At 67.5% G+C, this 23,961-nt stretch carries 25 protein-coding genes, 1 tRNA gene and 1 pseudogene; 12 read left to right on the forward strand and 15 right to left on the reverse strand.

The annotated features are described in order from the left end of the window. Positions 1–65: 65 nt before the first annotated feature. Positions 66–437 (forward strand): hypothetical protein, encoded by a 372-nt coding sequence (locus ACFY10_RS06895; protein ID WP_390663972.1) that lies wholly within the window; start codon positions 66–68, stop codon positions 435–437. A 205-nt stretch (positions 438–642) separates the two neighbouring features. Then, positions 643–774: a hypothetical protein gene (locus tag ACFY10_RS06900; protein WP_390663973.1), complete on the forward strand. Its 132-nt coding sequence runs from the start codon at positions 643–645 to the stop codon at positions 772–774. A 109-nt stretch (positions 775–883) separates the two neighbouring features. Here ACFY10_RS06900 and ACFY10_RS06905 read toward each other — a convergent pair whose 3' ends face one another. After that, a complete protein-coding gene (locus tag ACFY10_RS06905; RefSeq protein ID WP_390663974.1) occupies positions 884–1,156 on the reverse strand; it encodes a hypothetical protein in 273 nt (90 codons plus the stop codon). 1,478 nt (positions 1,157–2,634) lie between these two features. On the opposite strand from ACFY10_RS06905, the pseudogene ACFY10_RS06910 reads away from it, so the two are divergent. Both ACFY10_RS06910 and ACFY10_RS06915 read left to right on the forward strand, forming a co-directional pair. After that, positions 2,635–2,940: pseudogene (locus ACFY10_RS06910) on the forward strand (VanZ family protein); the annotation flags it as partial. Positions 2,941–3,078: 138 nt separating this feature from the next. Next, complete coding sequence (locus ACFY10_RS06915; protein WP_390664157.1) at positions 3,079–3,816, forward strand: hypothetical protein; 738 nt, start codon at positions 3,079–3,081, stop codon at positions 3,814–3,816. Positions 3,817–3,843: 27 nt separating this feature from the next. On the opposite strand, the gene ACFY10_RS06920 is transcribed toward ACFY10_RS06915, so the two are convergent. Continuing rightward, on the reverse strand, positions 3,844–4,302 hold the full coding sequence (locus tag ACFY10_RS06920) for a hypothetical protein (RefSeq protein WP_390663975.1): 459 nt from the start codon (positions 4,300–4,302) through the stop codon (positions 3,844–3,846). Between the two features lie 458 nt (positions 4,303–4,760). Between ACFY10_RS06920 and ACFY10_RS06925 the strand changes: the two genes are divergently transcribed. Then, positions 4,761–5,240: a signal peptide protein gene (locus tag ACFY10_RS06925; RefSeq protein WP_390663976.1), complete on the forward strand. Its 480-nt coding sequence runs from the start codon at positions 4,761–4,763 to the stop codon at positions 5,238–5,240. Positions 5,241–5,283: 43 nt separating this feature from the next. Then, positions 5,284–5,703 (forward strand): pyridoxamine 5'-phosphate oxidase family protein, encoded by a 420-nt coding sequence (locus tag ACFY10_RS06930; RefSeq protein WP_390663977.1) that lies wholly within the window; start codon positions 5,284–5,286, stop codon positions 5,701–5,703. Between the two features lie 528 nt (positions 5,704–6,231). Here ACFY10_RS06930 and ACFY10_RS06935 read toward each other — a convergent pair. After that, positions 6,232–7,749, reverse strand: a complete 1,518-nt coding sequence (locus ACFY10_RS06935; protein ID WP_390663978.1) for a protein kinase — start codon at positions 7,747–7,749, stop codon at positions 6,232–6,234. 161 nt (positions 7,750–7,910) lie between these two features. On the opposite strand from ACFY10_RS06935, the gene ACFY10_RS06940 reads away from it, so the two are divergent. Continuing rightward, positions 7,911–8,213: a hypothetical protein gene (locus tag ACFY10_RS06940; RefSeq protein WP_390663979.1), complete on the forward strand. Its 303-nt coding sequence runs from the start codon at positions 7,911–7,913 to the stop codon at positions 8,211–8,213. Positions 8,214–8,455: 242 nt separating this feature from the next. Next, complete coding sequence (locus ACFY10_RS06945) at positions 8,456–9,895, forward strand: alginate lyase family protein (RefSeq protein WP_390664151.1); 1,440 nt, start codon at positions 8,456–8,458, stop codon at positions 9,893–9,895. A 164-nt stretch (positions 9,896–10,059) separates the two neighbouring features. Here ACFY10_RS06945 and ACFY10_RS06950 read toward each other — a convergent pair whose 3' ends face one another. Then, positions 10,060–11,400: a DUF445 domain-containing protein gene (locus ACFY10_RS06950; protein ID WP_390663980.1), complete on the reverse strand. Its 1,341-nt coding sequence runs from the start codon at positions 11,398–11,400 to the stop codon at positions 10,060–10,062. A gap of 220 nt (positions 11,401–11,620) precedes the next feature. Between ACFY10_RS06950 and ACFY10_RS06955 the strand changes: the two genes are divergently transcribed. Further along, positions 11,621–12,955: an SGNH/GDSL hydrolase family protein gene (locus tag ACFY10_RS06955; RefSeq protein WP_390663981.1), complete on the forward strand. Its 1,335-nt coding sequence runs from the start codon at positions 11,621–11,623 to the stop codon at positions 12,953–12,955. Between the two features lie 114 nt (positions 12,956–13,069). Here ACFY10_RS06955 and ACFY10_RS06960 read toward each other — a convergent pair whose 3' ends face one another. The 4 genes from ACFY10_RS06960 to ACFY10_RS06975 are packed head-to-tail and all read right to left on the reverse strand — an operon-like array spanning position 13,070 to position 16,568. Further along, on the reverse strand, positions 13,070–13,912 hold the full coding sequence (locus tag ACFY10_RS06960) for a DUF1707 domain-containing protein (RefSeq protein ID WP_390663982.1): 843 nt from the start codon (positions 13,910–13,912) through the stop codon (positions 13,070–13,072). 33 nt (positions 13,913–13,945) lie between these two features. Continuing rightward, entirely contained in the window at positions 13,946–14,947 is a 1,002-nt protein-coding gene (locus ACFY10_RS06965) for an ATP-binding cassette domain-containing protein (RefSeq protein WP_390663983.1), read from the reverse strand. A gap of 6 nt (positions 14,948–14,953) precedes the next feature. Beyond that, positions 14,954–15,757 carry an ABC transporter permease gene (locus ACFY10_RS06970; protein ID WP_390664152.1) on the reverse strand — a complete coding sequence of 268 codons (804 nt, stop codon included), beginning with the start codon at positions 15,755–15,757 and terminating at the stop codon, positions 14,954–14,956. A 10-nt stretch (positions 15,758–15,767) separates the two neighbouring features. Beyond that, entirely contained in the window at positions 15,768–16,568 is an 801-nt protein-coding gene (locus ACFY10_RS06975) for an ABC transporter permease (RefSeq protein WP_390663984.1), read from the reverse strand. A gap of 203 nt (positions 16,569–16,771) precedes the next feature. Between ACFY10_RS06975 and ACFY10_RS06980 the strand changes: the two genes are divergently transcribed. Next, positions 16,772–19,228: a transglycosylase domain-containing protein gene (locus ACFY10_RS06980; protein ID WP_390663985.1), complete on the forward strand. Its 2,457-nt coding sequence runs from the start codon at positions 16,772–16,774 to the stop codon at positions 19,226–19,228. Between the two features lie 14 nt (positions 19,229–19,242). Here the strand turns inward: ACFY10_RS06980 and ACFY10_RS06985 are convergent, their stop codons facing one another. From ACFY10_RS06985 to ACFY10_RS06995, 3 genes are all read right to left on the reverse strand, one after another. Next, positions 19,243–19,563, reverse strand: a complete 321-nt coding sequence (locus ACFY10_RS06985) for a DMT family transporter (RefSeq protein WP_390663986.1) — start codon at positions 19,561–19,563, stop codon at positions 19,243–19,245. 196 nt (positions 19,564–19,759) lie between these two features. After that, positions 19,760–20,062: a GroES family chaperonin gene (locus tag ACFY10_RS06990; RefSeq protein ID WP_390664153.1), complete on the reverse strand. Its 303-nt coding sequence runs from the start codon at positions 20,060–20,062 to the stop codon at positions 19,760–19,762. A gap of 101 nt (positions 20,063–20,163) precedes the next feature. Next, positions 20,164–20,493: a DUF3618 domain-containing protein gene (locus tag ACFY10_RS06995; protein WP_390663987.1), complete on the reverse strand. Its 330-nt coding sequence runs from the start codon at positions 20,491–20,493 to the stop codon at positions 20,164–20,166. A 93-nt stretch (positions 20,494–20,586) separates the two neighbouring features. On the opposite strand from ACFY10_RS06995, the gene bcp reads away from it, so the two are divergent. Both bcp and ACFY10_RS07005 read left to right on the forward strand, forming a co-directional pair. Next, entirely contained in the window at positions 20,587–21,054 is a 468-nt protein-coding gene (gene bcp / locus ACFY10_RS07000; RefSeq protein WP_390663988.1) for a thioredoxin-dependent thiol peroxidase, read from the forward strand. Between the two features lie 161 nt (positions 21,055–21,215). After that, positions 21,216–21,299 (forward strand) — tRNA-Leu (locus ACFY10_RS07005). A 54-nt stretch (positions 21,300–21,353) separates the two neighbouring features. Here the strand turns inward: ACFY10_RS07005 and rdgB are convergent. The 4 genes from rdgB to ACFY10_RS07025 form a co-directional block, all read right to left on the reverse strand. Continuing rightward, on the reverse strand, positions 21,354–21,956 hold the full coding sequence (gene rdgB / locus ACFY10_RS07010; protein ID WP_390663989.1) for an RdgB/HAM1 family non-canonical purine NTP pyrophosphatase: 603 nt from the start codon (positions 21,954–21,956) through the stop codon (positions 21,354–21,356). 34 nt (positions 21,957–21,990) lie between these two features. Then, complete coding sequence (locus tag ACFY10_RS07015) at positions 21,991–22,407, reverse strand: hypothetical protein (protein ID WP_390663990.1); 417 nt, start codon at positions 22,405–22,407, stop codon at positions 21,991–21,993. 147 nt (positions 22,408–22,554) lie between these two features. After that, positions 22,555–23,292, reverse strand: coding sequence for a ribonuclease PH (rph, locus tag ACFY10_RS07020; protein WP_390663991.1), 738 nt, complete (start codon positions 23,290–23,292; stop codon positions 22,555–22,557). Positions 23,293–23,392: 100 nt separating this feature from the next. After that, positions 23,393–23,626, reverse strand: a complete 234-nt coding sequence (locus tag ACFY10_RS07025) for a glucose PTS transporter subunit EIIB (RefSeq protein WP_126900498.1) — start codon at positions 23,624–23,626, stop codon at positions 23,393–23,395. Between the last annotated feature and the right edge of the window lie 335 nt (positions 23,627–23,961).

Raw genomic sequence — 23,961 nt, forward strand, 5'->3', positions numbered from 1 at the left:
AGCGGGTCGACCCTCCTCCGGGTCGGCCCGCTCCCCTCCCCTGCCCCCAGAACGGACTTACTCCTGTGTCCCTGACCGAGCTGACCGCGACCAGCAGAGTGACCGTGTTCCCCCTCGAAAGCCTCACCGTCGCCTACACCACCCAGTCCACCGACGAGCGGTGCCTGGGCGACATCGGACTCGTCACCATCGTCGACGAACACAGCGACGGCGACGAGTTGTGGCGTCTGGCGCGGAACCTCGGTGGCCGTAACTCCGATGGAGAACAAGCCCGTTGGATCCTCACCCAGGCAAGCCGCGCCCGGATGATCGCCACGTACACCGACCTGCCGGGCGCTACCTGGACGGCATACATCCGCCGGCGCTTCGCCCTCGACGCGCTCTTCGCGAACCACGACGTCCTCATGACCGGCCGGGTCGAGTTGCCACACCTTTGAGCATTGCGCGTTGGAGACGCGTCGGCCGATCTGCGCCAAAAGAACCCCCCAACAGAATGGACGATGTGAGAGGCGCTCAGGGCCTTCGCCTTCGGGTGACGAGGAGCAGGGTGCAGCAGACGACGGAGCAGGCCAGTCCTGCGTACAGCAGGGGTGCAGTCCAGAACCACACCGCTGGGCCCACTACGAACTCGTCTCCTCCGGCGTGGACATCACCGACGCTGACGAACTCGCCCTGCATGGCAAGGCCTTCAACGCCCTTGACAGCGCCGCGAGTTACGGAGACGCAGCCAAGGAGCTGATCGGCAAAGCATTGGCGTTCTGGAACAACGAATGACCCAGCCGCCGCGAGGCAGCGATTACTCCGGCTGCTCATAGGTGATTGAGACCGGCGACAAACCACTGAAACCGGCCTGTTCCACCCACCGCGCCCCAGCCTCAAGCGATCAACGCGCCACCGTCTCAAGAGTCCAGTCCAGCGACATTGCCGACTTGGTCGTAGTGGACGCAGTGAACATGGTGCCGCCGGAATCGGTCTGCAACTCGACGGAGCCGCCGCACTGTACGTCTGTGGCCTGCCCCTTGGCGGGCTGGATACGAATCGGCCCCTCACCCCGGCACGTCAGAGTGAGCTTGCCAGCCACTCCCGGGGTGTTGTCGGCACCGAAGTGGACGGGGGTCCCGGCGACCAGGCGCAGCCCTGTCCCGGAGGCAGTCACAGGCAGAGCCGATGCCGTATGGGCCGGGCCGGCCGTCGCGGACGGGTGAGCAGAAGCGGTGGATTGGTGTGCCGGGTGAGCGCTGCATCCCGCGAGTGCCACACCGGCAGCCAGAACCACCCAAGTGGCAGGCACACGCTTCATGAAATGGTCTCTCAGTACTTGATACGGATGGAGCGGGGAGGCGCGGTCAGAGTACCCGAGCCAATGGTTTTGACATTGCAAGGGGCGACGATCTCGGTCTTCTTCCAAGGAATCCGACGTCATGCCCGCTTGCGCGCAATTCCCGCGCACCGCACAGGATGCGCAATCTGCTGCAATTCTGAGTGCACCCTGCCCCGCACACGCCCCTGGATCTCCAACCAGCACAGAGGGAGGGCGACATGACGCTGAGGCTCATCGGCACGACCAGCGACGACGGCGACTGCCCTACCCGGTACGACATCGAGGAGACGTGCTGAGCGCGCCTGTACAGGCGATGCGGCGAGGCAGCTACTGACCCGCTGGATGGAGTCCTTTCAGGTTCGCCCTCGATGCCAGACCAAGAGTCCCCGCCCCTCAGGCATGTCGCCCCCCCACTGCCCCTATGGCTGCGGGAAGGCCCAACTCCGCCGCGAAATGGAAGAAAAGGGGCCATCCGCTGCTCCAAACCTTTTCGGAAAGATGTCGCATACTAATTCATTTCGCGGCCTCGACCAAGATCAAACATGTGTTACATTGCCTTCCGACCACATAAAAGAACTAGGGGGAAGTGCATGAACTCGCGTTTTCGCGTCGCAACGGCAGTTGCATCTGCCGCTCTGCTGCCCTTTTTGACCGCCGCCAGCGCAAGCGCTGCGGATGCGCACCAGACCACGGCAAAGACGGCGTTCGACTGCCCGCACGACGGGTACGTCACCAACTGGGACGTCTGCACAAAGCTCAGCAACGGAACTCTTCAGATGGACGAAACCGAGAAGGGTACCTACATAACGACTTCGTACGAAAAGACGGCGGGGTCGGCCATTTCCTGCAAGGTGGGATACCTCAGGAACGGAACGAACCACTGGAGCGCCACCAAAACGTGCAAGACTTCCCTGATCGCGGATGAGTCGTGGACTCCGTCCGCCACGTGCAACCCTGACGTTGGCCTTCTCTTCGCGGGTGGAAGCACGTTCCAGACGCCGCCTACGCGGAAGTGCTAGCAGTTACCGACGCCGATAGAACCCATCTCGACGAAGAGTAGTTCTGGCCGGCCAGGGAATTTCGGCGTTGTCCGGTAGTTCCCTCACGCCCCCTTGCTGCGTTTTTGCAAGGGGGCGCTGCACTTCATAGGACAATGACCGCAGGGAGTCAATATGTTGGAAGCTGTATTCAGAGGGCACTCGGCTTTCATTTTCACCGCAATCACCGTTTCATTCCTTTTTGGTCTCGCCGTCTTCCTGATATCGAGAAACAAGACGGATCGCCCCAGATATTTGGCACTCTGGTGCGCGTCAATGTCGGGCGTTGCATTCTTGACACTGTGGTCCGACGGCGGGAGTCAAGGGCCTGGCACTTGTGTTGTAAACCTTAAACTGCTCGAACCCTTCAGCACAGAACAGGGGATATTGAACTTCCTCATGTTCACGCCTGTGGGGTTCTTCGGCGCACTCGCTACCCGCCAAGTGCTAGCCGGTTTTGCGTCTGGAGTGGCTCTGTCTGCCGCTATCGAGACTGCCCAGGGCGCCATGCCAGCCATAGGACGGGCATGTGACACCAGTGATCTCCTGGCTAATTCGGTCGGCGGCCTTCTTGGGGCACTCGTCGCCTTCTTTCTCATTCGAATCAGCCGTGCAAATCTTGCTCCTTGGAGGCCGCGCGCTTTCAGGACCGTCGTGGCATGCGGGAGTTTCGCCGCGATTCTCGGTATCGTCTGGGCAAGTTCCATTCAGCCTCGCGTCGTGGCAGCCACTGAGGCGGTGGCATCAGCCGACAGCGCTCAGCGGCAGGCTGTCGATGACGCTGTCCATCAGGCATTCGGCGACCACTATGCGATTGGCAACATCCGGTTTTCCTCCTCGCCGGACGGCGACAGCGGCACCGTGATGGCGAGTCTGCCAGTGGGGTTCGTGCAGGTTAACTGGCCAGAACGTAACGAGATCACAGCCAGCCTTGACATGTCGGACAGCGGGAAGCCGTCAGGTTTCCCGGTACCAGGCGCTCCGGCACATGTCACAAGCTCCGAGCAAGCAACGCAAGTCGCGACCAAGTATGCACAGAAGCACTTTCCCTGGGGTGTACCGCAGACTCGTGTGAAAGCTTCCGCAGTTGGCGATAATGCGTCTCTAGGTTGGCTTGTCAGCTGGCGCCGTTACCACAATGACGTTCTTATGCCCATGCGTCTCGATGTACAGATCGATCGCTCGGGCCACGTTTCTCAACTGTCAACCAGACAAGCACCTGACGTCGCTGTACCTCCAGTTCGCGTCAACAACAAGAAGACGGCTGAACTTGCCATGAATGCCGTTCCGGGATGCCGCAAGGTGGATGTTGGTGACTTGTTCGCCATGCGTACTGAAAGCAAATGGCAGGCTGTTTGGCGTGTTGTAGTCACGTGCAAAGACTCGACTACACTCATGAACATAAATGCAACTTCCGGCGCGATCGAAACGAAAGAGAAGAACTCAAGCCGTGGCTGACGACTCCGATAACCACCGCGGGCCCGCCTACGCGCCGATCTCGTTGCCGCCAGGAGCCTTTCCGTACTTGTAGCGGCTGATCAGAAGCAGGGCGGAGCAGACGGCGGAGCAGGCCAGACCTGCGTACAGCAGAGGCGCGGCCCAGAACCACACCATTTCGGTGCTGTGGCCGCTGGTCCAGTGGCAGGTGATGGACGGGGGGAAGCCGTCCACGCTCACCGACGTCAGCCTGAAGTCCCGTCCTGCATCCATGTACACGCCGTCGCCGGTCTTGTCCGCGCAGACGTCGAGCGGGCTCGTGAAGGCGAGCCCGTAGACGGTTCCTGCCCCATATGCGGCGATCGCTGCCACGATGCCGATCACGGCCCAGCGGGCCGGCTGCGAGGGCTTCCTCCTGGTCACCCACACCGCGAACGGCAATGTCCCAACGGCGAAGAGGAGGGCAGTGATTGCCGGCGGGCCGAGGGATGCGAACAGAGACGCCATGCACCCTGACGGTACTTCGAGCGGAGGAAGCATTGCTGGTTCGCCCGGTACTCAGGCCGTCGGACGGTCTCCGACGAGGCGTGCTGCGCCAGGTTGCCGCCGAACGCGTTGCACCAGTCGTCGAGCTGACCGCCGGGGAGAAGGTGCGGGCGTTCCTTACAGGAAGTTTACATCTGCATCCAGCCGGATCGACGGGCGCCACACGGGCGCCACACGTTGTCCGCCGGCTCAATCGCCAGACGTCGAGGCCGCCCTCTTCCACCTTTCGGGCAGAAGTCAGCACCCCCGCCTCGTACTTCCGGCCGATCTGCCGGGCGCCGTCGGCCACCTATGCTGCGCTGCGTAATCTTGAGAACGTCCGTGAGCGAAACCCCCCACCGGGTAGACCAGTTCACCCGAGCGAACTCGAAGGACCAGCAAACGTGTCGTTGAAGAACAGTCGTCTCAGGCTTGCCTCCGTGGCCCTCGTCGTGGCGGTCTCCGGCCTGGCCATGGCGGGCCCGGCCATGGCGGCCACGCAGCAGACCGTCGTGGGAGCGCCCGCGGGTGCACAGCAGGAGCAGGCGCCCGCCATACCCACCTCCTTCGTGGACCTGCCCACGAGTGCCCTCCCGGCTGCAGGCTCGCAGCACGTGTTCACGGTCACCTACCGCAACGATTCGTCGGCGGACCGGACCGCCGCTCCCCAGCTCCTCGTTGAGTCCCCGGACGCGGGACCGTTCCTGGCTCCGTCGGACATCAAGCTGGAGCGCCTCAAGGCGGACGGCTGCTGGGAGGCCGTACAGGTCGGCACCCAGACCGGCACGCTGTTCACCGACCTCTCGACCGCGCAGCGCACGCTGCACGCGGGCGAGACCCTCACCCAGGTCTACCGGCTCACCGTCGTCAACCCGCAGGCCAAGGGCACGGTGGCCCCGAGGGTGGCGCTCTTCGGCTGAGCCGCCATGTATGTGGATGGCCCGGCGGCGGTACTTTGGGCGAATGGACCGAAATGCCCTCGTCCAGTTCGTCCGTGCCCGCCGGCTGGCCGTCCTGGCCACCACCTCGGCCGGCGGGCATCCGCAGGCCGAGGTGGTCGGGATCGCGGCTACCGATGAGGGCGACCTCGTCTTCGATACGACGCGGGCGTCCCGTAAGTTCGCCAATCTCTGTCGGCAGCCGCGCGTGGCCCTGGTCATCGGGTTCGACTGGGGGGACGAGCAGACCGTCCAACTCGAGGGCGTGGCAGCCGAGGTCGCACAGGACGACCCGGCCGTGGCCGCGTACTACGAGCAGCTTCCGAGCGGGCGGGAGCGGGCGGCGTGGCCGGACATCGTCTACGTCCGGGTCCGGCCGGACTGGGGGCGGTACAGCGATTACCGGCCGGGGAGTTCGGGAGTGCAGGAGATCTCGATGCCCTGAGCCCCTCAGCCCGAACAGCCGAAACGGCCCGTCGGAGAAACCGACGGACCGTCACGAAGGATCGAGGTCAGCCTCGCCCCTTGTCGCACGCGGTAATGGCATGGGCCTGCCTGACCCCCGCCCGCTGGAGAGCCTGCTGGCAGTGCAGCACCTCGTCGCCACATGCTGACTCCACCTTGGGCCCAATGGTGTAGCCCTTGCTGTCAAGGTACTTCATGCACTGGTATGCATAATCTGTGCCAGCCTGTGCCGGAGCGGCAGCGAGCAGGGGAATGCCCGCCGCGGCAATGGCAGCAGCAGCAAGTGTTGCCAACTTCCGCATATACAACCCTATTCTTCTCATCGAGCATGAATTTCTTCACGGAGGGGCATTCACAGCACCGCCACACTTTTGGCCAGCACAATGAGATTCTTGGCCAAATGGTCGTTGCCTGTCGCCCGTTCGTGAGGCCGCATCAATCGGCGGCAATGCCAACATAGGCCAGGGGCACATCAAATGTACAATTTGCTGACCGCCCAGCTGGAGTGTCAGGCGTTGCTACTCAGGCGGACTCCGTTGGCGGAGGTGTCGAAGACCGGCCGGTACTTGCGCCATTGCGCGTCCGGCGCGGAGAGATAGATCACGTACTGGGTGCCGTCGGCGCCAGCGAAAGCCAAATCCGCCGCCCGGTACTTCCGCGCCGTGCCGTTGAAGGTGAACTCCCAGTACCCGGCGGGTCGTCCCCTGAAGGTTGTTGCGGACATCCTCACCCTTTCATATCCGGGATTGTCACGACGGGTCTGGCCCTCTTCCGTCTCACGCCAGTGCCGCAACGGATCGGTGCCTGCGAACTCAATGACGTTGACGCTCAGGCGCACCAAACCCGACGGGTCTATATAGGCGACTTCGCCACCGGCCAATGTCTTGCTGCTCCAGCCGTCCGGTACAGGCAAGGAGAGGCCGCTGTCCGCCTTTTCGAAGTGGTATCCGGCGGGCAGTGACGGCAGCGTGGGGCCGGCACTCGGAGGGGTGGAGGAGGCAGCGGCCCCGGCCGCGTGGGTACTCCGCCTATCGGCACTGCCCTTGACCCACCACACTGCGCCCCCTGCCACGCAGGCGGCGAGCGTCCCCGCCAAGGCCGCCCGCAGCACCATACGGTGGCGCTTGCCGCTGCTCTTTCGGGCGGGAGGTGCGAGGTCGCCGGCGCCGTTCGGCCGCGTGGGTGGGTCGAAGGGAGATGTCCGCGTGGCCGTGACATCGCCCAGGCGGCGTTCGACCTCGTGCACGTCCATGCGCTGTTCCGGCTCCTTGAGGAGCAGGCCGTCGATCACCGGAGCCAGGTCTCCGGCGCTGCGCAGGGGCTCGTACGAATCGGTTGCGATGGCGTACGCGGTCTCGATGGGGGTGTCGCGCTGGAACGGGTGCCGGCCCTCGACCGCCGTGTACAGCGTCGCTCCCAGGGCCCACAGATCGCTGGCGGGGCCGGGCCCGGTGCTCGTGCTTCTGAGGCGTTCGGGCGCCAGGTAGCGGATGGAGCCGATCAGCTCGCCGGACTTGGTCAGGGAGGACGTTCCCGACTCCATTGCGATCCCGAAGTCGGTGAGGACGATCCGCCCGTCGTCGGCCAGCAGAACGTTGGCGGGTTTCACGTCCCGGTGCAGGACCCCGGCGTTGTGGGCGGCGCGCAACGCGGCGGCCATGGCGCGGCCGATCCGGGCGGCCTCGTGGGGCGGCAGCGCACCACGGCGCTTCAGGACGTCGCTGAGCGTGGCCGAAGGGATGTACTCCATGACGATGCACGGCAGCCCCTCGTCGTCGACGACGTCATGCACCACGATCACGTTGGGATGCGTGATCCGGGCCGCACTGCGGGCCTCGCGCCGGGTGCGCTCGTGGAGCGTGCGGACCTCGTCGTCGTGCAGGTGCGGCGGGATGTGCAGCTTCTTCACGGCGACATGGCGGCCGAGCAGCTTGTCCTCGGCACGCCACACGGTGCCCATGCCGCCGCTGCCCACCCGCTCGACCAGCAGGTACCGGCCGGCGACGAGCCGCCCAAGATCGGACACCGTGTCTCCTTCTATCCCCCTGATCCCCCTGATCGCCTTCCGATCTCCTTCTGCGCTTCCCATTCGCGAATGAGGGAGATCGAAAAGGCACGATAACTCATTCGACCGAATGGGCGCGGGTTAGCCTCGGGGCACATCAGTCAAAGCGGTAGGAGGCAGGCATGGCCAAGGTTCCCAGTGCGGTGGTCGCCGCGAGCGGGCTCGTGGGTGGGTACGGCGTGGCCCGCTGGACCAAGAAGCGGCAACTGGGCGGGGCAGTGCTGGCCGTCGCGGGGGCCGCGGCCGCGGCGCAGTGGCGGCAGCAGGCCGGTGGGAAGGCGGCGGGGGCGTTGACCGCTGCGTATGTTGCCGCCTTTGGGGCGTCTCATCCTTTGGCCAAGAAGGTGGGGGCGTGGCCTGCGGTGTTGGGGGTGGCCGGTGCGGTGGCGTTGGTGTCTTGGGCGGTGGCCGACCGGCAGGGGTAGCTCCGCCGGGTGGCGGGGATGGGTTGTGTTTTGTCTGCGGCGCCGCTGTGGCTGGTCGCGCAGTTCCCCGCGCCCCTTCAAGATCAGGCCCGGTGCCGCTGCACCCCAGTCAAGACCAGGCCGGTGCCCCTGCACCCCAGTCAAGACCAGGCCGGTGCCCCTGCACCCCAGTTTTCGTTATCGGGGTCCGTCCTGCCCGTCTCCGGCGCATGCATGTGACACGACAGATCAGCCGCCGCACCATGCTCAAGGCCACCGGTGCCGCTGCCGGGGCCGTCGGGATCGGGGCGGGTGTCGGTGCGGGCCCCGCAGCGGCCGCCGGTACGTCCTACGCACACCCCGGGCTGCTGCACACCGGCGCCGACCTCGCCCGTATGGCCGCCAAGGTGAAGGCGGGCGCCGCGCCCTACACCGCCGGTTACGCCAAGCTGACCGCCAACCGGCATGCGCAGAGCGGCTGGACGGCCAATCCGCAGGCGGTCGTGTACCGCGGTGCGGGCAGCCCGCAGAACTACCAGATCCTCTACAACGACATCCACGCCGCGTACCAGAACGCCCTGCGCTACCACGTCAGCGGCGACAGCGCCCACGCCGACACCGCCGTGGCGATCCTCAACGCCTGGTCGGCAAAGCTCACCCAGGTCGCCGGCAGCGCGGACCGGTTCCTGGCCGCGGGGCTGTACGGGTACCAGTTCGCCAACGCCGCCGAACTCGTCCGCCACCACGGCGACTTCGACCTCGGCCGGTTCCAGGAGATGCTGAGCAAGGACTTCGGCGCGGTCAGCGACGACTTCCTCGTCCGGCACAACGGCGCCGTCGTCTCCAACTACTGGACCAACTGGGACCTCGCCAACATGGCCTGCGTCCTGGCCACCGGCATCTTCTGCGACGACAAGGCCCAAGTCGCCCGCGCCGTCGACTACTTCAAGCACGGCGCCGGGCTCGGAGCGATCAAGAACGCCATCCCGGTCGTGTACGGCGACGGGCTCGCCGAGTGGCTGGAGGCCGGCCGCGACCAGGGGCACGCGCTGCTCGGGGTCGGGCTGATGGGCACCTTCTGCGAGATGGCCTGGAACCAGGGGATCGACCTCTACGGCTACGACGACAACCGCTTCCTCAAGGGCGCGCAGTACGTGGCCAAGTGGAGCATGGGCGGGGAGGTGTCGTACACCGCCAACACCCGCCGGAAGGGGGCGATCGGCGGGTGGTCCGGCAGCGAGACCGCGACCGACGCCGCCGGGGTGGACCCGAACTTCCAGCGGCCGATCTGGGCGATGATCGCCAACCACTACACCAAGCGGCGGGGGCTGTCCGCGACCTATCTCACGCAGATCGCCGCCAAGTCCGCACCCGAGGGGGGTGGCGGAGACTACGGGCCCAACAGCGGCGGGTTCGACCAGCTGGGGTTCGGGACGCTGGCGTTCACTCGGGACAGGGCGGCGGACCCGGCGGCCACGCCTGCGCCCGCTGCTTCGGCCTCGACGTCCGGTGCCGGCTCGGATCCTCGGCCCCAGAGTGCGGCCACGGCGTCTGCATCCGCCTCGCCGGCCGGGGGCGATCTTGCGGCCACGGGGTCCAATGACGCCATCGGGTGGGCTGCGGCTGCGGGGATCACGACCCTGGCTGGGGGGCTGCTTCTGGTGCGGCGGCGGGAACGGGTTCGGCGCGGCGGGGCTGAGTAGCGCCGCACGTTGTCGTGCACGGGTGGGGGCGCGCAGCCCGGCGCTTTGCGGGGTGCCGCCTGCGCCCACCCGTGCCGCCCTAGGCGGCACGAATGCCCGCAGGCTACGCACGGCTGCACCCAGGCTAGGCAAGGCGCCCGCAGGCTACGCAGGGCTACACGCCCTTATGCCCCCAGTGCCCGCGAAACCGTATAGATCAACAACCCCGCCAGTGAGCCGACCACCGTGCCGTTGATTCGGATGAACTGCAGGTCGCGGCCGATGTGGGCCTCGATCTTGCGGGTCGTGTGCTCGGCGTCCCAGCCGGCCACGGTGTCGGTGATCAGGGAGGTGATCTCCTTGCGGTAGGTCGTGACCACGTACACCGCCGCGCCTTCCACCCAGCCGTCGACCTTGGCCTGCAGCTTCGGCTCGACCGCCATCCGCGCGCCCAGCGACAGCAGCGAGGCCCGCACGCGCAGCCGCAGCTCGCTGCGCTCGTCCTCCGCCGCCGAGACGATCATGGATCGTACGGCGGTCCAGGCGGACGCGATCAGGTCCTGCACCTCACCCCGCCCCAGCACCTCGCCCTTGAGGCGCTCCACCCGTGCCCGCGTCTCCGTGTCGGACTGCAGGTCGGAGGCGAAGTCGGTGAGGAAGCGGTCGAGGGCGCCGCGGGCCGGGTGGGAGGGCATGTCGCGCATCTCGGTGACGAAGCGCAGCAGTTCCTTGTAGACGCGCTCGCCGACCCTCTTGTCGACGAAACGGGGGGTCCAGCCGGGGGCTCCGCCCTGGACGGCGTCCATGATCTCGGTGTCGTGCCAGACCAGCCAGTCGTGCGCGCGCGTGACGATCAGGTCGACGACCCGCTTGTGGCCGCCGTCCGCAACGACCTTCTCCAGCATCTTCCCGATGCCGGGCGCGATCTCCTGGGCGTCCGCGCGCCGGGTGATCGCCTCGCCGACCACCGCCTGGACGTCCGAGTCCCGCAGGACGGTCAGCGCACCCCGCAGGGCCGCCGACAGCTCCGCCGTCACCCGGTCCGCATGGTCGGGCACGCCGAGCCACGCGCCGAGCCGGCTGCCGATGCCGACGGCGCGCAGACGCTGCCGTACGACGTCCTCGGAGAGGAAGTTCTCGCCGACGAACTCGCCCAGCGACACCCCGAGCTGGTCCTTCTTGGTCGGGATGATCGCGGTGTGCGGGATCGGCAGTCCCAGCGGGTGCCGGAAGAGGGCGGTGACCGCGAACCAGTCGGCGAGCGCGCCGACCATGCCGGCCTCGGCGGCCGCGGCGACATAGCCCGCCCACGCGCCGGCACCCTCGTGCGAGGCCCATTTGGCGAGGACGTACACCAGCGCCACGAAGAGCAGCAGCCCGGCCGCCGTGAGCTTCATGCGGCGCACCCCGCGCTGCTTCTCCTCGTCGGCGGCGCTGAACGTCGTCATCGCCCGGGCGGCCGCGGCCGGCCGGGCATGCTGAGCTACGGCACTCGCTCCCGGTTCATCCGGATTCGTGCGTTCCATACACTCCACCCGTTCGTGATCCCCTGCACACATTGTCCCTTCCTGACCGACTACTGGAACGGAACAAGAGTTCCCGGCGTCTGTCAGGAGGGGGAAGCTCATCGTGAACTCCGGTGGCCCAAAGGGGGGTCCTGTTCAGCCACCCCTCACCCCATGCCGCATCATGGGGTGATCACTTCGGAGCCTCGGGCTCCCATTCGCCCGAGGAGACCTGCACCGCATGACCAGGCGTCACGGTTATGCCCTGCTTTCCGCGATCATCGCCGTGATCGTGGGCCTTTCGGCCGCCATATACGTCGGTGTCGCGGCCGGCGACGGCAGCGCCAGCACGAACGCCCTGGACAAGGGGGGCGCCCAGCACAACTCCGCCGCCCCCGCCTCCACCGGCATCTGGGTCGGCTCCTGGTCCGCCTCCCCGGCCGGCGCCGAGCCCGGCACCGAGACCTTCGGCACGGCGGGCCGGTCGGTCCGCAACGTCGTGCACACGAGCGTGGGCGGTACGAGCGCCCGTATCACCCTCTCCAACCTCTACGGCCAGACGGCGCTGACCGTCACGCACGCCTCGATCGCCGTGGCCGTCGCCTCCGACACCGCGGCGGCATCCGCGGACACCATGCGGCGGCTGACCTTCGGCGGCAGCACCGCGGTCGTCATCCCGGCCGGACAGCAGGTGTTGAGCGACGCCGTCCGCATCGTCATCCCGCAGGGCAGCGACGTACTGGTCACCACGTACTCCCCCAGCCCGTCCGGCCCGGTCACCTACCACCCGCACGCCCGCCAGATCTCCTACGTCGCCGAGGGCGACCTCACCGAGGACGTGACCGGCACCGGGTACACCGAGCAGACGCCGTTCTGGCGTTACCTCACCGCGCTGGACGTACTGAGCAACGAGTCGGACGGCACCGTCGTCGCCTTCGGCGACTCCCTCACCGACGGCATAACGTCCACGCAGAACGCCAACCACCGCTGGACGGACGTCCTTTCGGAGCGGCTGCGCACGGCCGTCCAGTCCGGCCAGGACCTGCCCCGCTACAGCGTCGTCAACGAGGGCATCAGCGGCAACCAGGTCCTCGCCAGCGGCCTGGGCCGCCCCGCCGACAACCAGAGCGGCCTCGCGCGCTTCTCCCGTGACGCCCTCGCCCGTACGAACGTCAAGGTCATCGTCATCGACCTCGGCGTCAACGACATCCTGCGCAACCCCCGCCTCGCCGACCCGAACAAGATCCTCGACGGCCTGCGCACACTGGTCCGCGAGGCCCACGCCCACGGCATCAAGGTCATCGGCGCGACCCTGATGCCCTTCCAGGGCCACCGGGGATACACCGACGCCCGCGAGGCGGTACGGGAACAGGTCAACGCGGAGATCCGCTCCGGCCGGATCTACGACGCCGTCGTCGACTTCGACAAGGCGCTGAGGGACCCGTACAACCCGCGCCGACTGCGCTCCGACTACGACTCGGGCGACCATCTCCACCCCACCGACAAGGGGTTCGCGAGGATGGCGCAGACCTTCGACCTGAACGAACTGAAGGGCTCGGCACCGGCGGAACTGTAACCGGCGTAGCCTGCGGGCAATCGTGCCGCCTAGGGCGGCACGGGTGGGCGCAGGCGGCACCCAGCCGGCGCCGGTGAGCGAACCCACCGTCAGGCCAGCCCCACCGCCGGTTCACTAGTCGCCGTAACGGCGCCTGTTGCGCTCCTCCCGGCGTTCCCGCTGCCGCTCGCGCCGCTCGTCATGCCATTCCCGGCGCTGCTCGTGCAGATCACGCCGCCACTCGCGGTGGTCCTCGAGCATCCGGTGGTGATCCGAGAGCCCCTCGCCCAGCGGGTGCCCGGCCCCGCGGTCCAGCTTCCCCTGGCGGCGCTCCTCCTTCAGGCGGCGCCGCTCGTCCTTGGTCAGCTTGCGCTCGATGCCGACGCCGCCCCAGAAGGCGAAGCCGTTCACGATCACGCGCGGCGCCCCGGGCTCCCCCGGCACGCCCTCCTCGCGGTGGTCGAACCCGCCCATGATCCCGATGCCGCGCACGACGACCTCGACGCCCGGCGGCACGATGATGTTCACCCCGCCCATGATCGCAACGCAGTTGATCTCGACCTCGTGGTCCGCGAAGTTCGCCTCGCGCAGATCGATCTCGCCGCCGCCCCAGAAGGCGAAGCAGTTGAACACCTTCGGGACGGTCCAGCGCCCCTTGCGCTGGAACCCCGACATCACGGCGACCGCCCACGACGACGACCCCTCGCCGCCGACGATCCGCCCCGCCCAACTCCCGCTCTGCAGCGGCTCCTTGACCAGCGACACGGGAGGCGGCGGGGTGACCCCGGCGGCCGGCAGGTCACGGGTGATCGGCGTCAGTTCGCCGTACGTCCGCGCCTTGTAGGTGGCCTCCAGCCGCTCCTCGAACTCCTCCATGTCGAGACGCCCCTCCGCGAGGGCGTCCCGCAGGACCTCGGCGACTCGTTCACGATCGGCGTCGGATGCGCGAAGCTCCGGGACTGCGGCGTCGTCCGTCATAGACAGCAGCCTACGAGTTCACCCGGCGGGAGGCTACGAGACCGCTTTCTCGGCCTGACCCGGGACAGCGCCCGCGTACATTTTCGCGATCACGGCCTCGATGTCCGGCTCCCGCACCGACAGATCCACCAACGGATACTCCGCCGCGATCCGCGCCACCAGCGCCGCCGCCGACTCCCCCGCCGGGAACGCCAGCCACTGCCGCGGCCCTTCCACCTTCACCACCCGCGCTGGCGCCGCGTCGATCGGCGGCAGCTCCCGCTCCAGGTCCACCACCAGGGTGCGTTCGCTCTCCCCCACCTCGTGCAGCCCGGCGAGCGCACCGTCGTACATGAGCCGCCCGTGGTCGATGACCATGACCCGCGAGCACAACTGCTCGATGTCCTGCAGGTCGTGGGTCGTCAGCAGGACCGTCGTGCCCTGTTCGGCGTTCAACTCCCGCAGGAATCCGCGCACCTTGGCCTTCGAGATCACGTCCAGCCCGATCGTCGGCTCGTCCAGGTACAGCACCTCCGGGTCGTGCAGCAGCGCCGCCGCGATGTCCCCGCGCATCCGCTGGCCCAGCGACAGCTGCCGTACCGGGACGTCCAACAGCTCGCCCAGTTCGAGGAGTTCGACGCAGCGGTCGAGGTTCTCGCGGTAACGGGCGTCCGGGATCCGGTACATGCGGTGCATCAGCTTGTACGAGTCGATCAGCGGCAGGTCCCACCACAGCGTCGTACGCTGCCCGAACACCACCCCGATACGGTGCGCGAGGCGCGTCCGCTCGCGGGAGGGGTCGATGCCGGCGACCCGCAGCCGGCCGCCGGACGGGGTCAGGATTCCCGTCAGCATCTTGATCGTCGTCGACTTGCCGGCGCCGTTCGGCCCGATGTAGCCGACCATCTCGCCGCGCTCCACGGTGAAGGAAATGCCGTCGACGGCCCGCACCTGCCGCCGCTCACGCTTGAGGAAGCCGGTCTTCTTGCGTACGTCGAAGACCTTCTCGACGCGGTCGAGTTCGATGAAGTCGCTGCCCACGTAGTCGCTGTCCACTGTCCGCTAGCTCCCTGTACTCCGATAAGACCGCAGCCCTGCCCGCCATGCCAGCCCCGCCAGCGCACAGCACGCCACCGCCACCAGCGGCGACACGAAGGCCGTCCACCGGGGCAGGTCCAGCGGATACGGCAGGCCCAGCACATACGTCGCCGGCAGCCAGTTGACGAAGGCCAGCGGCAGCACGAAAGTCACCCCGCGCACCAGCTCCGTCGCGAACACCGTCGGCGGGTACTGCAGCAGCGTCGTCCCCCCGTACGTGAACGCGTTCTGCACCTCGGAGGCGTCCTGCGCCACGAACTGGAAGGCCGCCCCCGCGATGAACACCGCAGAGAAGATCGCGCAGCCGCTCACCAGCATCACCGGCATCAGCAGCACCCTCAGCGACGTCCAGTCGATGTCCAGGTGCGCGATCGCGAAGCCGAGCACCAGCGCACCCTGCGTGGTCCGCCCCAGCCGCCGCAGCGCGAACTGGTCGGCGGCCATCTGCGCGAGCACCGGCGCCGGGCGCACCAGCAGCGTGTCCAGCGTGCCGTCGCGCACCCGTCGGCCCAGCCGCTCCATCGACCCGATCAGCATGTCGGCCAGCCCGAACGTGGTGCTGGACACCCCGTACAGGAAGGCGACCTGAGCCAGCGAATAGCCGCCGAGCGCGTCCACGCGGGAGAACATCAGCAGAATCGCGACGAAGTCGAGCGCGGTCGCCGAGAAGTTCGCGAGCGTCGTGATCGCGAAGGAGGCGCGGTAGGCCATCGTGGAACGGATCCACATCGCGGCGATCAGCCCATACGCCCGCAGTCCCTGCCCCATCCGACTGCTCTCACCCACCCTGCACCACCACCCTCCGCGTGGCGACCGCCTGCACCATCCGCCCGGCCGCCAGCAGCGCCACCGCCCACGTGGCCTGGAAGACGTAGGTGCCCAGCGGGTCGGCGTGCCCGAGGAACACATCCGCGGGCGCCTGCAGCAGCGACGACCACGGCAGGGCCCGCACGACCTCGCCGAGCGCACCCGGGAACACGTTCAGCGGCAACACCATGCCCGAGCAGAACCAGCCGACCAGCCATCCCAGCTGCGTCACACCCGTGCCGTCCATCAACCAGAACGTGCTCAGCGCCATCAGATAGCGGATCCCGAAGCTGACCAGCATCGCGAGCAGCACGGAGACCAGGAAGGCGGCCCAGGTCGTCACGTCCGACGGCAACGCCATGTCGAAGAACAGCGCACCGAACACGAAGGGCACCACTCCGCGCCCCAGCAGCTCGAACGCCGCACGCCCCAAGTCGGCGGCCAGCCACCACAGTTGCAGGTCTGCCGGCCGGTACAGATCGATCGCGATGTCTCCCGTGCGGATGCGCTCCATCAGCTCGTTCTCGACGCCCCCGCCGCCGCTCGCCAGCGTCTTGAACAGCGACTGCCCGATCCACACGTAGGTGACGGCCTGCGCCAGGTCGTAGCCCCCTAGATGCGGCCTCTGGTCCCACAGCGCCGTGTACGTGTACACGAGGATCAACCCGAAAACCGTGTTGGTGAACACCCCGGCCGCGGTAGCCGCCCGATACGTCGCGTACCGTCTGAAACCACCCGCCGCGACGGCCGCGTACAACCGTCCCGAGCCCACGTCAGTCAACCTCCCGGACCGCCCGACACCGAAGCGCAGGAGCCTAGTCCGCCGCCAGTGACGCACGCCACGCATTTTCCCGACCGGACGCGTGCCGCGATCCGGGAACGGAACGCATGGTGCGAGAGTCTTCAAGAGGGGGCGCAAATGGCGTACGAGGGCGTACGGGAACGTACGACGCGAAACAGGAGTCCGTGCACGAGATGAGCGACGAGCCGCAGCCGAAGCAGCCGACCCCGGGCTGGGCCCCCAGAGACCCGCAGGCGGCCGACCAGGCGGCCGGTCGGACGGGCGGCCAGGGGGACAGCCAAGGGACCGGCCCAGCGTACGGACCCGGTGACGGAACGAAAACGAAGCGACCCAAGAGGACCGGCTGGCGCCGGCTCATCCCGACCTGGCGCATGGTGCTCGGCACCTTCGTCATCGGCACACTGCTGCTGATCGGCCTGTTCTTCCTCGGCTACTCCCTGGTGAAGATCCCGCCCGCCAACGCCCTCGCCACCAAGCAGGCCAACGTCTACCTCTACGCGGACGGCTCCCAGATCGCCCGCGACGGCGACATCAACCGGGAGAACGTCACGCTCGCCCAGGTCTCCAAGGACGCCCAGCACGCCGTCCTGGCCGCCGAGGACCGCGACTTCTACTCCGAGTCCGCGATCGACCCCAAGGCGATGCTGCGCGCCGTCTGGAACACCGCCACCGGCAAGGGCAAGCAGTCCGGCTCGACGATCACCCAGCAGTACGTCAAGAACTACTACCTGGCGCAGGAACAGACCGTCACCCGCAAGGCCAGGGAGTTCTTCATCTCGATCAAGCTGGACCGCACGGAGTCCAAGGACCAGATCCTCGAGGGCTACCTCAACACCAGCTACTTCGGCCGCAACGCCTACGGCATCCAAGCCGCTGCCCAGGCCTACTACGGCCAGGACGCCACCGCCCTCGACCCGGCCCACGCCGCCTACCTCGCCGCCCTCGTCAACGCCCCCAGCGAGTACGACGTCATCGCACACCCCGAGAACAAGGCGTCGGCCGTGGCCCGCTGGAACTACGTCCTGGACGGCATGGTCAAGAAGGGCTGGCTGACCCAGTCCAAGCGGGCCGGCCTCAAGTTCCCGATGCCGAAGGAACAGACCGTCTCCACCGGCATGTCCGGCCAGCGCGGCTACATCGTCACCGCCATCAGGGACTACCTCACCAAGAACAAGATCGTCTCCGCGGACGACCTCGAGGCCGGCGGCTACCGCATCACCACCACCCTGCAGAAGAGCAAGCAGAACGCCTTCGTGAAGGCCGTCAACGACAAGGTGATGTCCAAGCTCGACAAGAAGAACAACAAGGTCGACAACTACGTCCGCGCGGGCGGCGCCTCCGTCGACCCGAAGACCGGCAAGGTCGTCGCAATGTACGGCGGCATCGACTACGTCAAGCAGTACACGAACGGCGCGACCCGCGGCGACTTCCAGGTCGGCTCCACCTTCAAGCCCTTCGTCTTCACCTCGGCCGTCCAGAACCACTCCACGACACAGGACGGCCAGACCATCACCCCCAACACCTACTACGACGGCACCAACAAGCGCCCCGTACAGGGCTGGTCCGGCGGCAGCTACTCCCCCGCGAACGAGGACGACGTCTCCTACGGCGAAATCAGCGTGCGCACCGCCACCGACAGGTCCGTCAACTCGGTGTACGCACAGATGGCCGTGGACGTGGGCCCCGACAAGGTGAAGGACACGGCGGTCTCCCTCGGCATCCCGTCCGACACCCCCGACCTGACCGGCACCCCCTCCATCGCGCTCGGCGTGAACACCGCCAGCGTCCTCGACATGGCGGAGGCCTACGCGACCCTCGCCAACCACGGCGAGCACGGCGCGTACACGATGATCGACTCGATCACCAAGGACGGCAAGGACGTCGTGGACCTGCCGAAGGACACGACCTCGAAGGCCGTCAGCCGCGAAGCCGCCGACACCACCACCGCCGTCCTCCAGAGCGTCGTCGAGAACGGCACCGCGACCGCCGCCCAGGACGCGGACCGCCCCGCCGCCGGCAAGACCGGTACCGCGGAGGAGGACACCGCCGCCTGGTTCGCCGGCTACACACCCGACCTCGCAACCGTCGTCTCCGTCATGGGCCAGGACCCGGTCACCGCCGCCCACAAGTCGCTGTACGGCGCGATGGGCCTGCCCCGCGTCAACGGCGGCGGCCCGCCCGCCGAGATCTGGGCGCAGTACACCAAGGCCGCCCTGAAGGGGAAGCCGGCCACGGACTTCGACCTCCAGCTGCAGGCCGGCGCCGACGAGTCCGAGCCGCCCGTCACCACCGAGCCCCCGCAGCAGCCGACCACGGGCGGCACGACCAACGGCGGCACGCCCACCACGAACGGCCAGGCCAACCAGGGTCAGACCCAGGGTCAGAACAACGGCGGCACGACGAACGGCGGGACGACCACGGGCGGTACGCCGACCACCGGCGGAACGACGGGCAACACGACGGACGGCGGCACGACGGACGGCGGAACCACCTCGACGGGCGGCACCACCGGAGACACCACAGACGGCGGGACGACGGCCGGCACGGACACCGGAGGCACAACCGGCGACACGACAGCAGGCACCGACACCGGAGGAGCCACAGCTGGCGCAGGCGGCCCAGTGACCTAGTGGTCCAGCAGTCTCTAGTGCCCGGAGGTCGCCTTCAGCCCCACCACGGCGACCAGCAGCAGAGCCACGAAGAAGATCCTGGCGGCGGTGACCGGTTCCCCCAGCACCACCATGCCGAGCACCGCCGCACCGGCCGCCCCGATCCCGACCCACACGCCGTAGGCAGTACCGATGGGGAGGGAACGGGCGGCATACGACAGCAGCAGCATGCTGGCGACGATGCCCGCACCGGTGAGCACGCTCGGCACGAGCCGCGTGAACCCGTCCGTGTACTTCATCCCGATCGACCAGCCGACCTCGAGCAGACCGGCGACGAGCAGCAGAACCCAGGCCATGACGGCACCTCCGAAAACAGGCGTTGCAGGGGTGCGTCGTCTTTTCTGTTCCTGCTGCTCCTGCTGTTCCTGCTGTCCCGGTACGGCGCGTCTCGTCGGGTTCCTTCGAATGTAGCAAACGGGCAGCAAAGAGGGCCGGTGACGATGGTCACCGGCCCTTCTCGCCGTCGATCTACAGGTCGACCTAGTGGTCGATCTACAGATAGAGGCCCATCGTGTCCTCGGACCCCTCGAACCTGTCGGCGGCCACGGCATGCAGGTCGCGCTCACGCATCAGCACATAGGCGACCCCGCGCACCTCGACCTCGGCACGGTCCTCGGGGTCGTACAGCACCCGGTCCCCCGGCTCCACCGTCCGCACGTTCTGCCCGACGGCGACGACCTCGGCCCAGGCCAGCCGCCGCCCGACCGCCGCGGTGGCAGGAATCAGGATGCCCCCGCCCGACCGCCGCTCACCCTCCCCGGTGTCCTGCTTGACCAGAACCCGGTCGTGCAGCATCCGGATGGGCAGCTTGTCGTGCTGCGGGTTGCCGTGCTCGTTTCTGTTGGCGCTCACGCCCCTGAACCTACCTGCCTTTGCCGCGTCCGTACGCCGCCGGGTCAGCCCTTCCGCCGCCGCGAACCCAGGGCCAGCAGCCCCACGAGCCCCACCGCGACGAGAGCGACGGGCACGATCCGCTCCAGGCGCGGCGCGCCCTCCTCGTCCACGAACTGTGCCTTCACATCACTCACGGCCTTGTTGACCCCGACATAGGCCCGCCCCAGAGTGTGATCAATATTCGACACGACCTTGGCCTTGGCATCCCCGACGATCGTCTTCGGATGCACCCGCACCCCGATCTCGTCGAGCGTCTCGGCCAGCACTTCGCGGCGACGCCTGATGTCCGCCTCGATCTGCGCCGGGGTTCTGGTGTCCGACGTGTCCGCCACCGTACGGCCTCCGAAGTCTGCTGATGGTGTTCTGGACAGTCTGTCAGTTCTGCCCGCCGGTGCACTGTCAGGACCCCCGGTTACGCTGGTCCGATGAGCGAGCGACTCCAGCCCGGGGACGTGGCCCCCGACTTCACCCTCCCCGACGCCGACGGCAACGACGTGACCCTGTCGTCCCACAAGGGCCGCAAGGTCATCGTCTACTTCTACCCGGCGGCCCTGACGCCCGGCTGCACCAAGCAGGCCTGCGACTTCACGGACAACCTCGACGTCCTGGCCGGCGCCGGCTACGACGTCATCGGCATCTCCCCCGACAAGCCGGAGAAGCTGGCCAAGTTCCGCGAGAAGGAGTCCCTGAAGGTCACGCTCGCGGCCGACCCCGAGAAGACCGTCACCGAGGCGTACGGCGCGTACGGCGAGAAGAAGAACTACGGCAAGACCTACATGGGCGTCATCCGCTCCACGGTGATCGTGGACGAGGAGGGCAAGGTCGAGCGGGCGCTGTACAACGTCCGCGCGACGGGACACGTAGCGAAGATCATCAAGGACCTGGGCATCTGAGGGTCCGTTTCCGCCGACCGAGCGGCTCGCACTGGGGCGACCTGGTGCGGGCCGCTTTACGTCCTGCGGTTGCTGTGCCCCAACTGCCATGCCACCACCAGCACCTGGTGCAGGGGAGGCAAAAGGCCGCGAGCGACTGCCGGTACGATGGCAGACGGCTAGCGGCGGTGGTGCAATGGCGACACAGCAGACTTAGGATCTGTGGCCCTTGATCGGGCTTGAGGGTTCGAATCCCTTCCGCCGCACATAAACGGCCTGCGAATCGAAGGATCGATGCGCAGGCCGTTTCCGTATGCGTCTCAGCCCAACAACTCCCGCACCACCGGCACCAACGCCCTGAACGCCTTCCCCCGATGGCTGATCGCGTTCTTCTCCTCGGCGCTCAGCTCCGCGCAGGTCCGCGACTCCCCCTCCGGCTGCAGGATCGGGTCGTACCCGAAGCCGTTCGTGCCCACCGGAGCGTGCCGCAGGACACCCCGCAGCTGGCCCTCGACCACCCGCTCCCTGCCGTCCGGCAGCGCCAGCGCCGCCGCGCACGCGAAGTGGGCGCCGCGGTGTTCGTCCGCGATGTCGCCGAGCTGAGCCAGCAGCAGTTCCAGGTTGGCGCGGTCGTCGCCGTGCTTGCCCGCCCAGCGGGCCGAGAAGATGCCCGGTGCGCCGTGCAGGACGTCGACGCACAGGCCCGAGTCGTCCGCGACGGCGGGCAGGCCGGTCGCCTGCGCCAGGGCGTGGGCCTTGAGGAGGGCGTTCTCGGCGAACGTCACGCCCGTTTCCTTGACGTCCGGGACGTCGGGGTAGGCCTCCGCCCCGACCAGCTCATGAGTGAGTCCTGCTTCGGCGAGGATCGCCCTGAGCTCGGTGATCTTTCCGGCGTTGCGGGTGGCGAGGATCAAGCGCGTCATGGGGACCAGTATTGCGGGCCCCGCGTGCCGTCCGTTACGAGGTGCAGACCTTCGTCAGTTCGCCCGCCGCGTCCGTGACCGGGCTGACGTCCGGTGTGTTGTCGCCGTTCTTGATGGCCGTACGGACGTTGGCGACGGCCTTGTTGAGGTCGTCGACCGCCTTGTTGACGTCGGCGTTGTCGGTCTTGTCGCCGATCTTGTCGAGGTTCTTGTCGATGGAGGCGAGGGACTGGTCGAGCTGGGTGGGGTCGTTGGAGGCGTTTTCGACGGCCTGCTGGAGGTTGGTGACGCTGTCGGCGATGGTGTCGGCGGTCTGGACGCAGTCCATGGCCTTGTTGACGGCGTCGCAGCCGGTGGTCAGTCCGGCCGTCAGTCCGACGGCCGCCACCGCGGTGAGAGCAATGGCAATACGGCGACTACGGCTCCTGCGGCGGCCTCGGCTCACGGCCATGACTGTGGTCCCTCCCTTGTCCAGGCCCCGTGGCGAGGCCCCCCGTACTGGTCGGGCGCACGTTGGTGTGCCGTGCGCCCGCACTCGTAGGGACGCGGGTGCGGGCGGCGGGGTTGCCTCCGGCCGTCGTTCCCCTTGGTGCGTCCTTTACTTTTCGAGGACCGTATCAAGTGCCTTGCGCTGATGGACAGCGAGTTCTGCGCAGCCGGAAATGGCAAGGTCGAGAAGGGAGTTGAGCTCCTCGCGGGCGAAGGGTTCGGCCTCGGCGGTGCCCTGGACCTCGACGAAGCGGCCGTCGCCGGTGCAGACGACGTTCATGTCGGTGTCGGCGCGGACGTCCTCCTCGTAGCAGAGGTCGAGGAGGGGGATTCCGCCGACGATGCCGACCGAGACGGCGGAGACGGTGCCGGTGAGGGGCTGGCGGCCGGCCTTGATCAGCTTTCTGCCCTGGGCCCAGGCGACGGCGTCGGCCAGTGCCACGTATGCGCCGGTGATGGCCGCGGTGCGGGTGCCGCCGTCGGCCTGGAGCACGTCGCAGTCGAGGACGATGGTGTTCTCGCCGAGTGCTTTGTAGTCGATGACCGCGCGCAGGGAGCGGCCGATGAGGCGGCTGATCTCGTGGGTGCGGCCGCCGATCTTGCCGCGTACGGATTCGCGGTCGCCACGGGTGTTGGTGGCGCGGGGCAGCATGGAGTATTCGGCGGTGACCCAGCCCTCGCCGCTGCCCTTGCGCCAGCGGGGGACGCCTTCGGTGACGGAGGCGGTGCAGAAGACCTTGGTGTCGCCGAAGGAGATGAGTACGGAGCCTTCGGCGTGCTTGCTCCAGCCGCGTTCGATGGTGATCGGGCGGAGTTGTTCGGGGGTGCGGCCGTCGATTCGAGACATGGCGATGAGCCTAGCCGCATGGGCGGAAAGGGCCCCTCCCGCGGTGGGATGGGGGCCCTTTTCGGTGAACCGGGGGCTCAGATCCGAGTGAGCCGGGGGCTCACATCATGTCTTCGATCTCGGCTGCGATGGGGTCGGCGTCGGTGCCGATGACGACCTGGATGGCGGTGCCCATCTTGACGACGCCGTGTGCGCCGGCGGCTTTCAGTGCGGCTTCGTTGACCAGTGAGGCGTCGCTGACTTCGGTGCGCAGCCGAGTGATACAGCCCTCGATCTCCTCGATGTTGTCGATGCCGCCGAGCCCGGCAACGATCTTCTCAGCCTTGCTGGCCATTTCTGTCTCCTCACGCACGTTGGCTCAACTTCGCGAGCGATTGCGTCGTGCGTACCGAAGGATGACGTCACAGCAGCCATATCGCCCGTAACTGGTCTACACCAGCGGGCAGGCGGTCGCCAACCCTTGCAGGCCCCCACCGCGATCTCCCTTGGGCGGGCCTGAAACCGGGCGTCGCGAAGGGCTGATAACGGACTGGAAAACAGTGGGTTCCTTATCCGGCCTTCATCGTGCTACAACAGGTCTACACCACAGGTCTACACCACTGAGTGGTTCAGACCACCGACGCCGCCATCCTCTTCCCCTGTCCCCGGGCGGCGTCCTGCCCCCTGGAG

The sequence above is a fragment of the Streptomyces sp. NPDC001401 genome, from assembly GCF_042895385.1.
Classification (GTDB): Bacteria; Actinomycetota; Actinomycetes; order Streptomycetales; family Streptomycetaceae; genus Streptomyces.

Excerpts from the sequence above, each read along its gene's own strand:
- ACFY10_RS06920 (WP_390663975.1), bottom strand. The coding sequence starts at position 4,302 with ATGGCGTCTCTGTTCGCATCCCTCGGCCCGCCGGCAATCACTGCCCTC.
- ACFY10_RS06930 (WP_390663977.1), top strand. The coding sequence starts at position 5,284 with ATGGACCGAAATGCCCTCGTCCAGTTCGTCCGTGCCCGCCGGCTGGCC.
- ACFY10_RS06940 (WP_390663979.1), top strand. The coding sequence starts at position 7,911 with ATGGCCAAGGTTCCCAGTGCGGTGGTCGCCGCGAGCGGGCTCGTGGGT.
- ACFY10_RS06945 (WP_390664151.1), top strand. The coding sequence starts at position 8,456 with ATGCTCAAGGCCACCGGTGCCGCTGCCGGGGCCGTCGGGATCGGGGCG.
- ACFY10_RS06950 (WP_390663980.1), bottom strand. The coding sequence starts at position 11,400 with ATGGAACGCACGAATCCGGATGAACCGGGAGCGAGTGCCGTAGCTCAG.
- ACFY10_RS06955 (WP_390663981.1), top strand. The coding sequence starts at position 11,621 with ATGACCAGGCGTCACGGTTATGCCCTGCTTTCCGCGATCATCGCCGTG.
- ACFY10_RS06960 (WP_390663982.1), bottom strand. The coding sequence starts at position 13,912 with ATGACGGACGACGCCGCAGTCCCGGAGCTTCGCGCATCCGACGCCGAT.
- ACFY10_RS06970 (WP_390664152.1), bottom strand. The coding sequence starts at position 15,757 with ATGGGGCAGGGACTGCGGGCGTATGGGCTGATCGCCGCGATGTGGATC.
- ACFY10_RS06980 (WP_390663985.1), top strand. The coding sequence starts at position 16,772 with ATGAGCGACGAGCCGCAGCCGAAGCAGCCGACCCCGGGCTGGGCCCCC.
- ACFY10_RS06985 (WP_390663986.1), bottom strand. The coding sequence starts at position 19,563 with ATGGCCTGGGTTCTGCTGCTCGTCGCCGGTCTGCTCGAGGTCGGCTGG.
- ACFY10_RS06990 (WP_390664153.1), bottom strand. The coding sequence starts at position 20,062 with ATGCTGCACGACCGGGTTCTGGTCAAGCAGGACACCGGGGAGGGTGAG.
- bcp (WP_390663988.1), top strand. The coding sequence starts at position 20,587 with ATGAGCGAGCGACTCCAGCCCGGGGACGTGGCCCCCGACTTCACCCTC.
- rdgB (WP_390663989.1), bottom strand. The coding sequence starts at position 21,956 with ATGACGCGCTTGATCCTCGCCACCCGCAACGCCGGAAAGATCACCGAG.
- ACFY10_RS07015 (WP_390663990.1), bottom strand. The coding sequence starts at position 22,407 with ATGGCCGTGAGCCGAGGCCGCCGCAGGAGCCGTAGTCGCCGTATTGCC.
- rph (WP_390663991.1), bottom strand. The coding sequence starts at position 23,292 with ATGTCTCGAATCGACGGCCGCACCCCCGAACAACTCCGCCCGATCACC.
- ACFY10_RS07025 (WP_126900498.1), bottom strand. The coding sequence starts at position 23,626 with ATGGCCAGCAAGGCTGAGAAGATCGTTGCCGGGCTCGGCGGCATCGAC.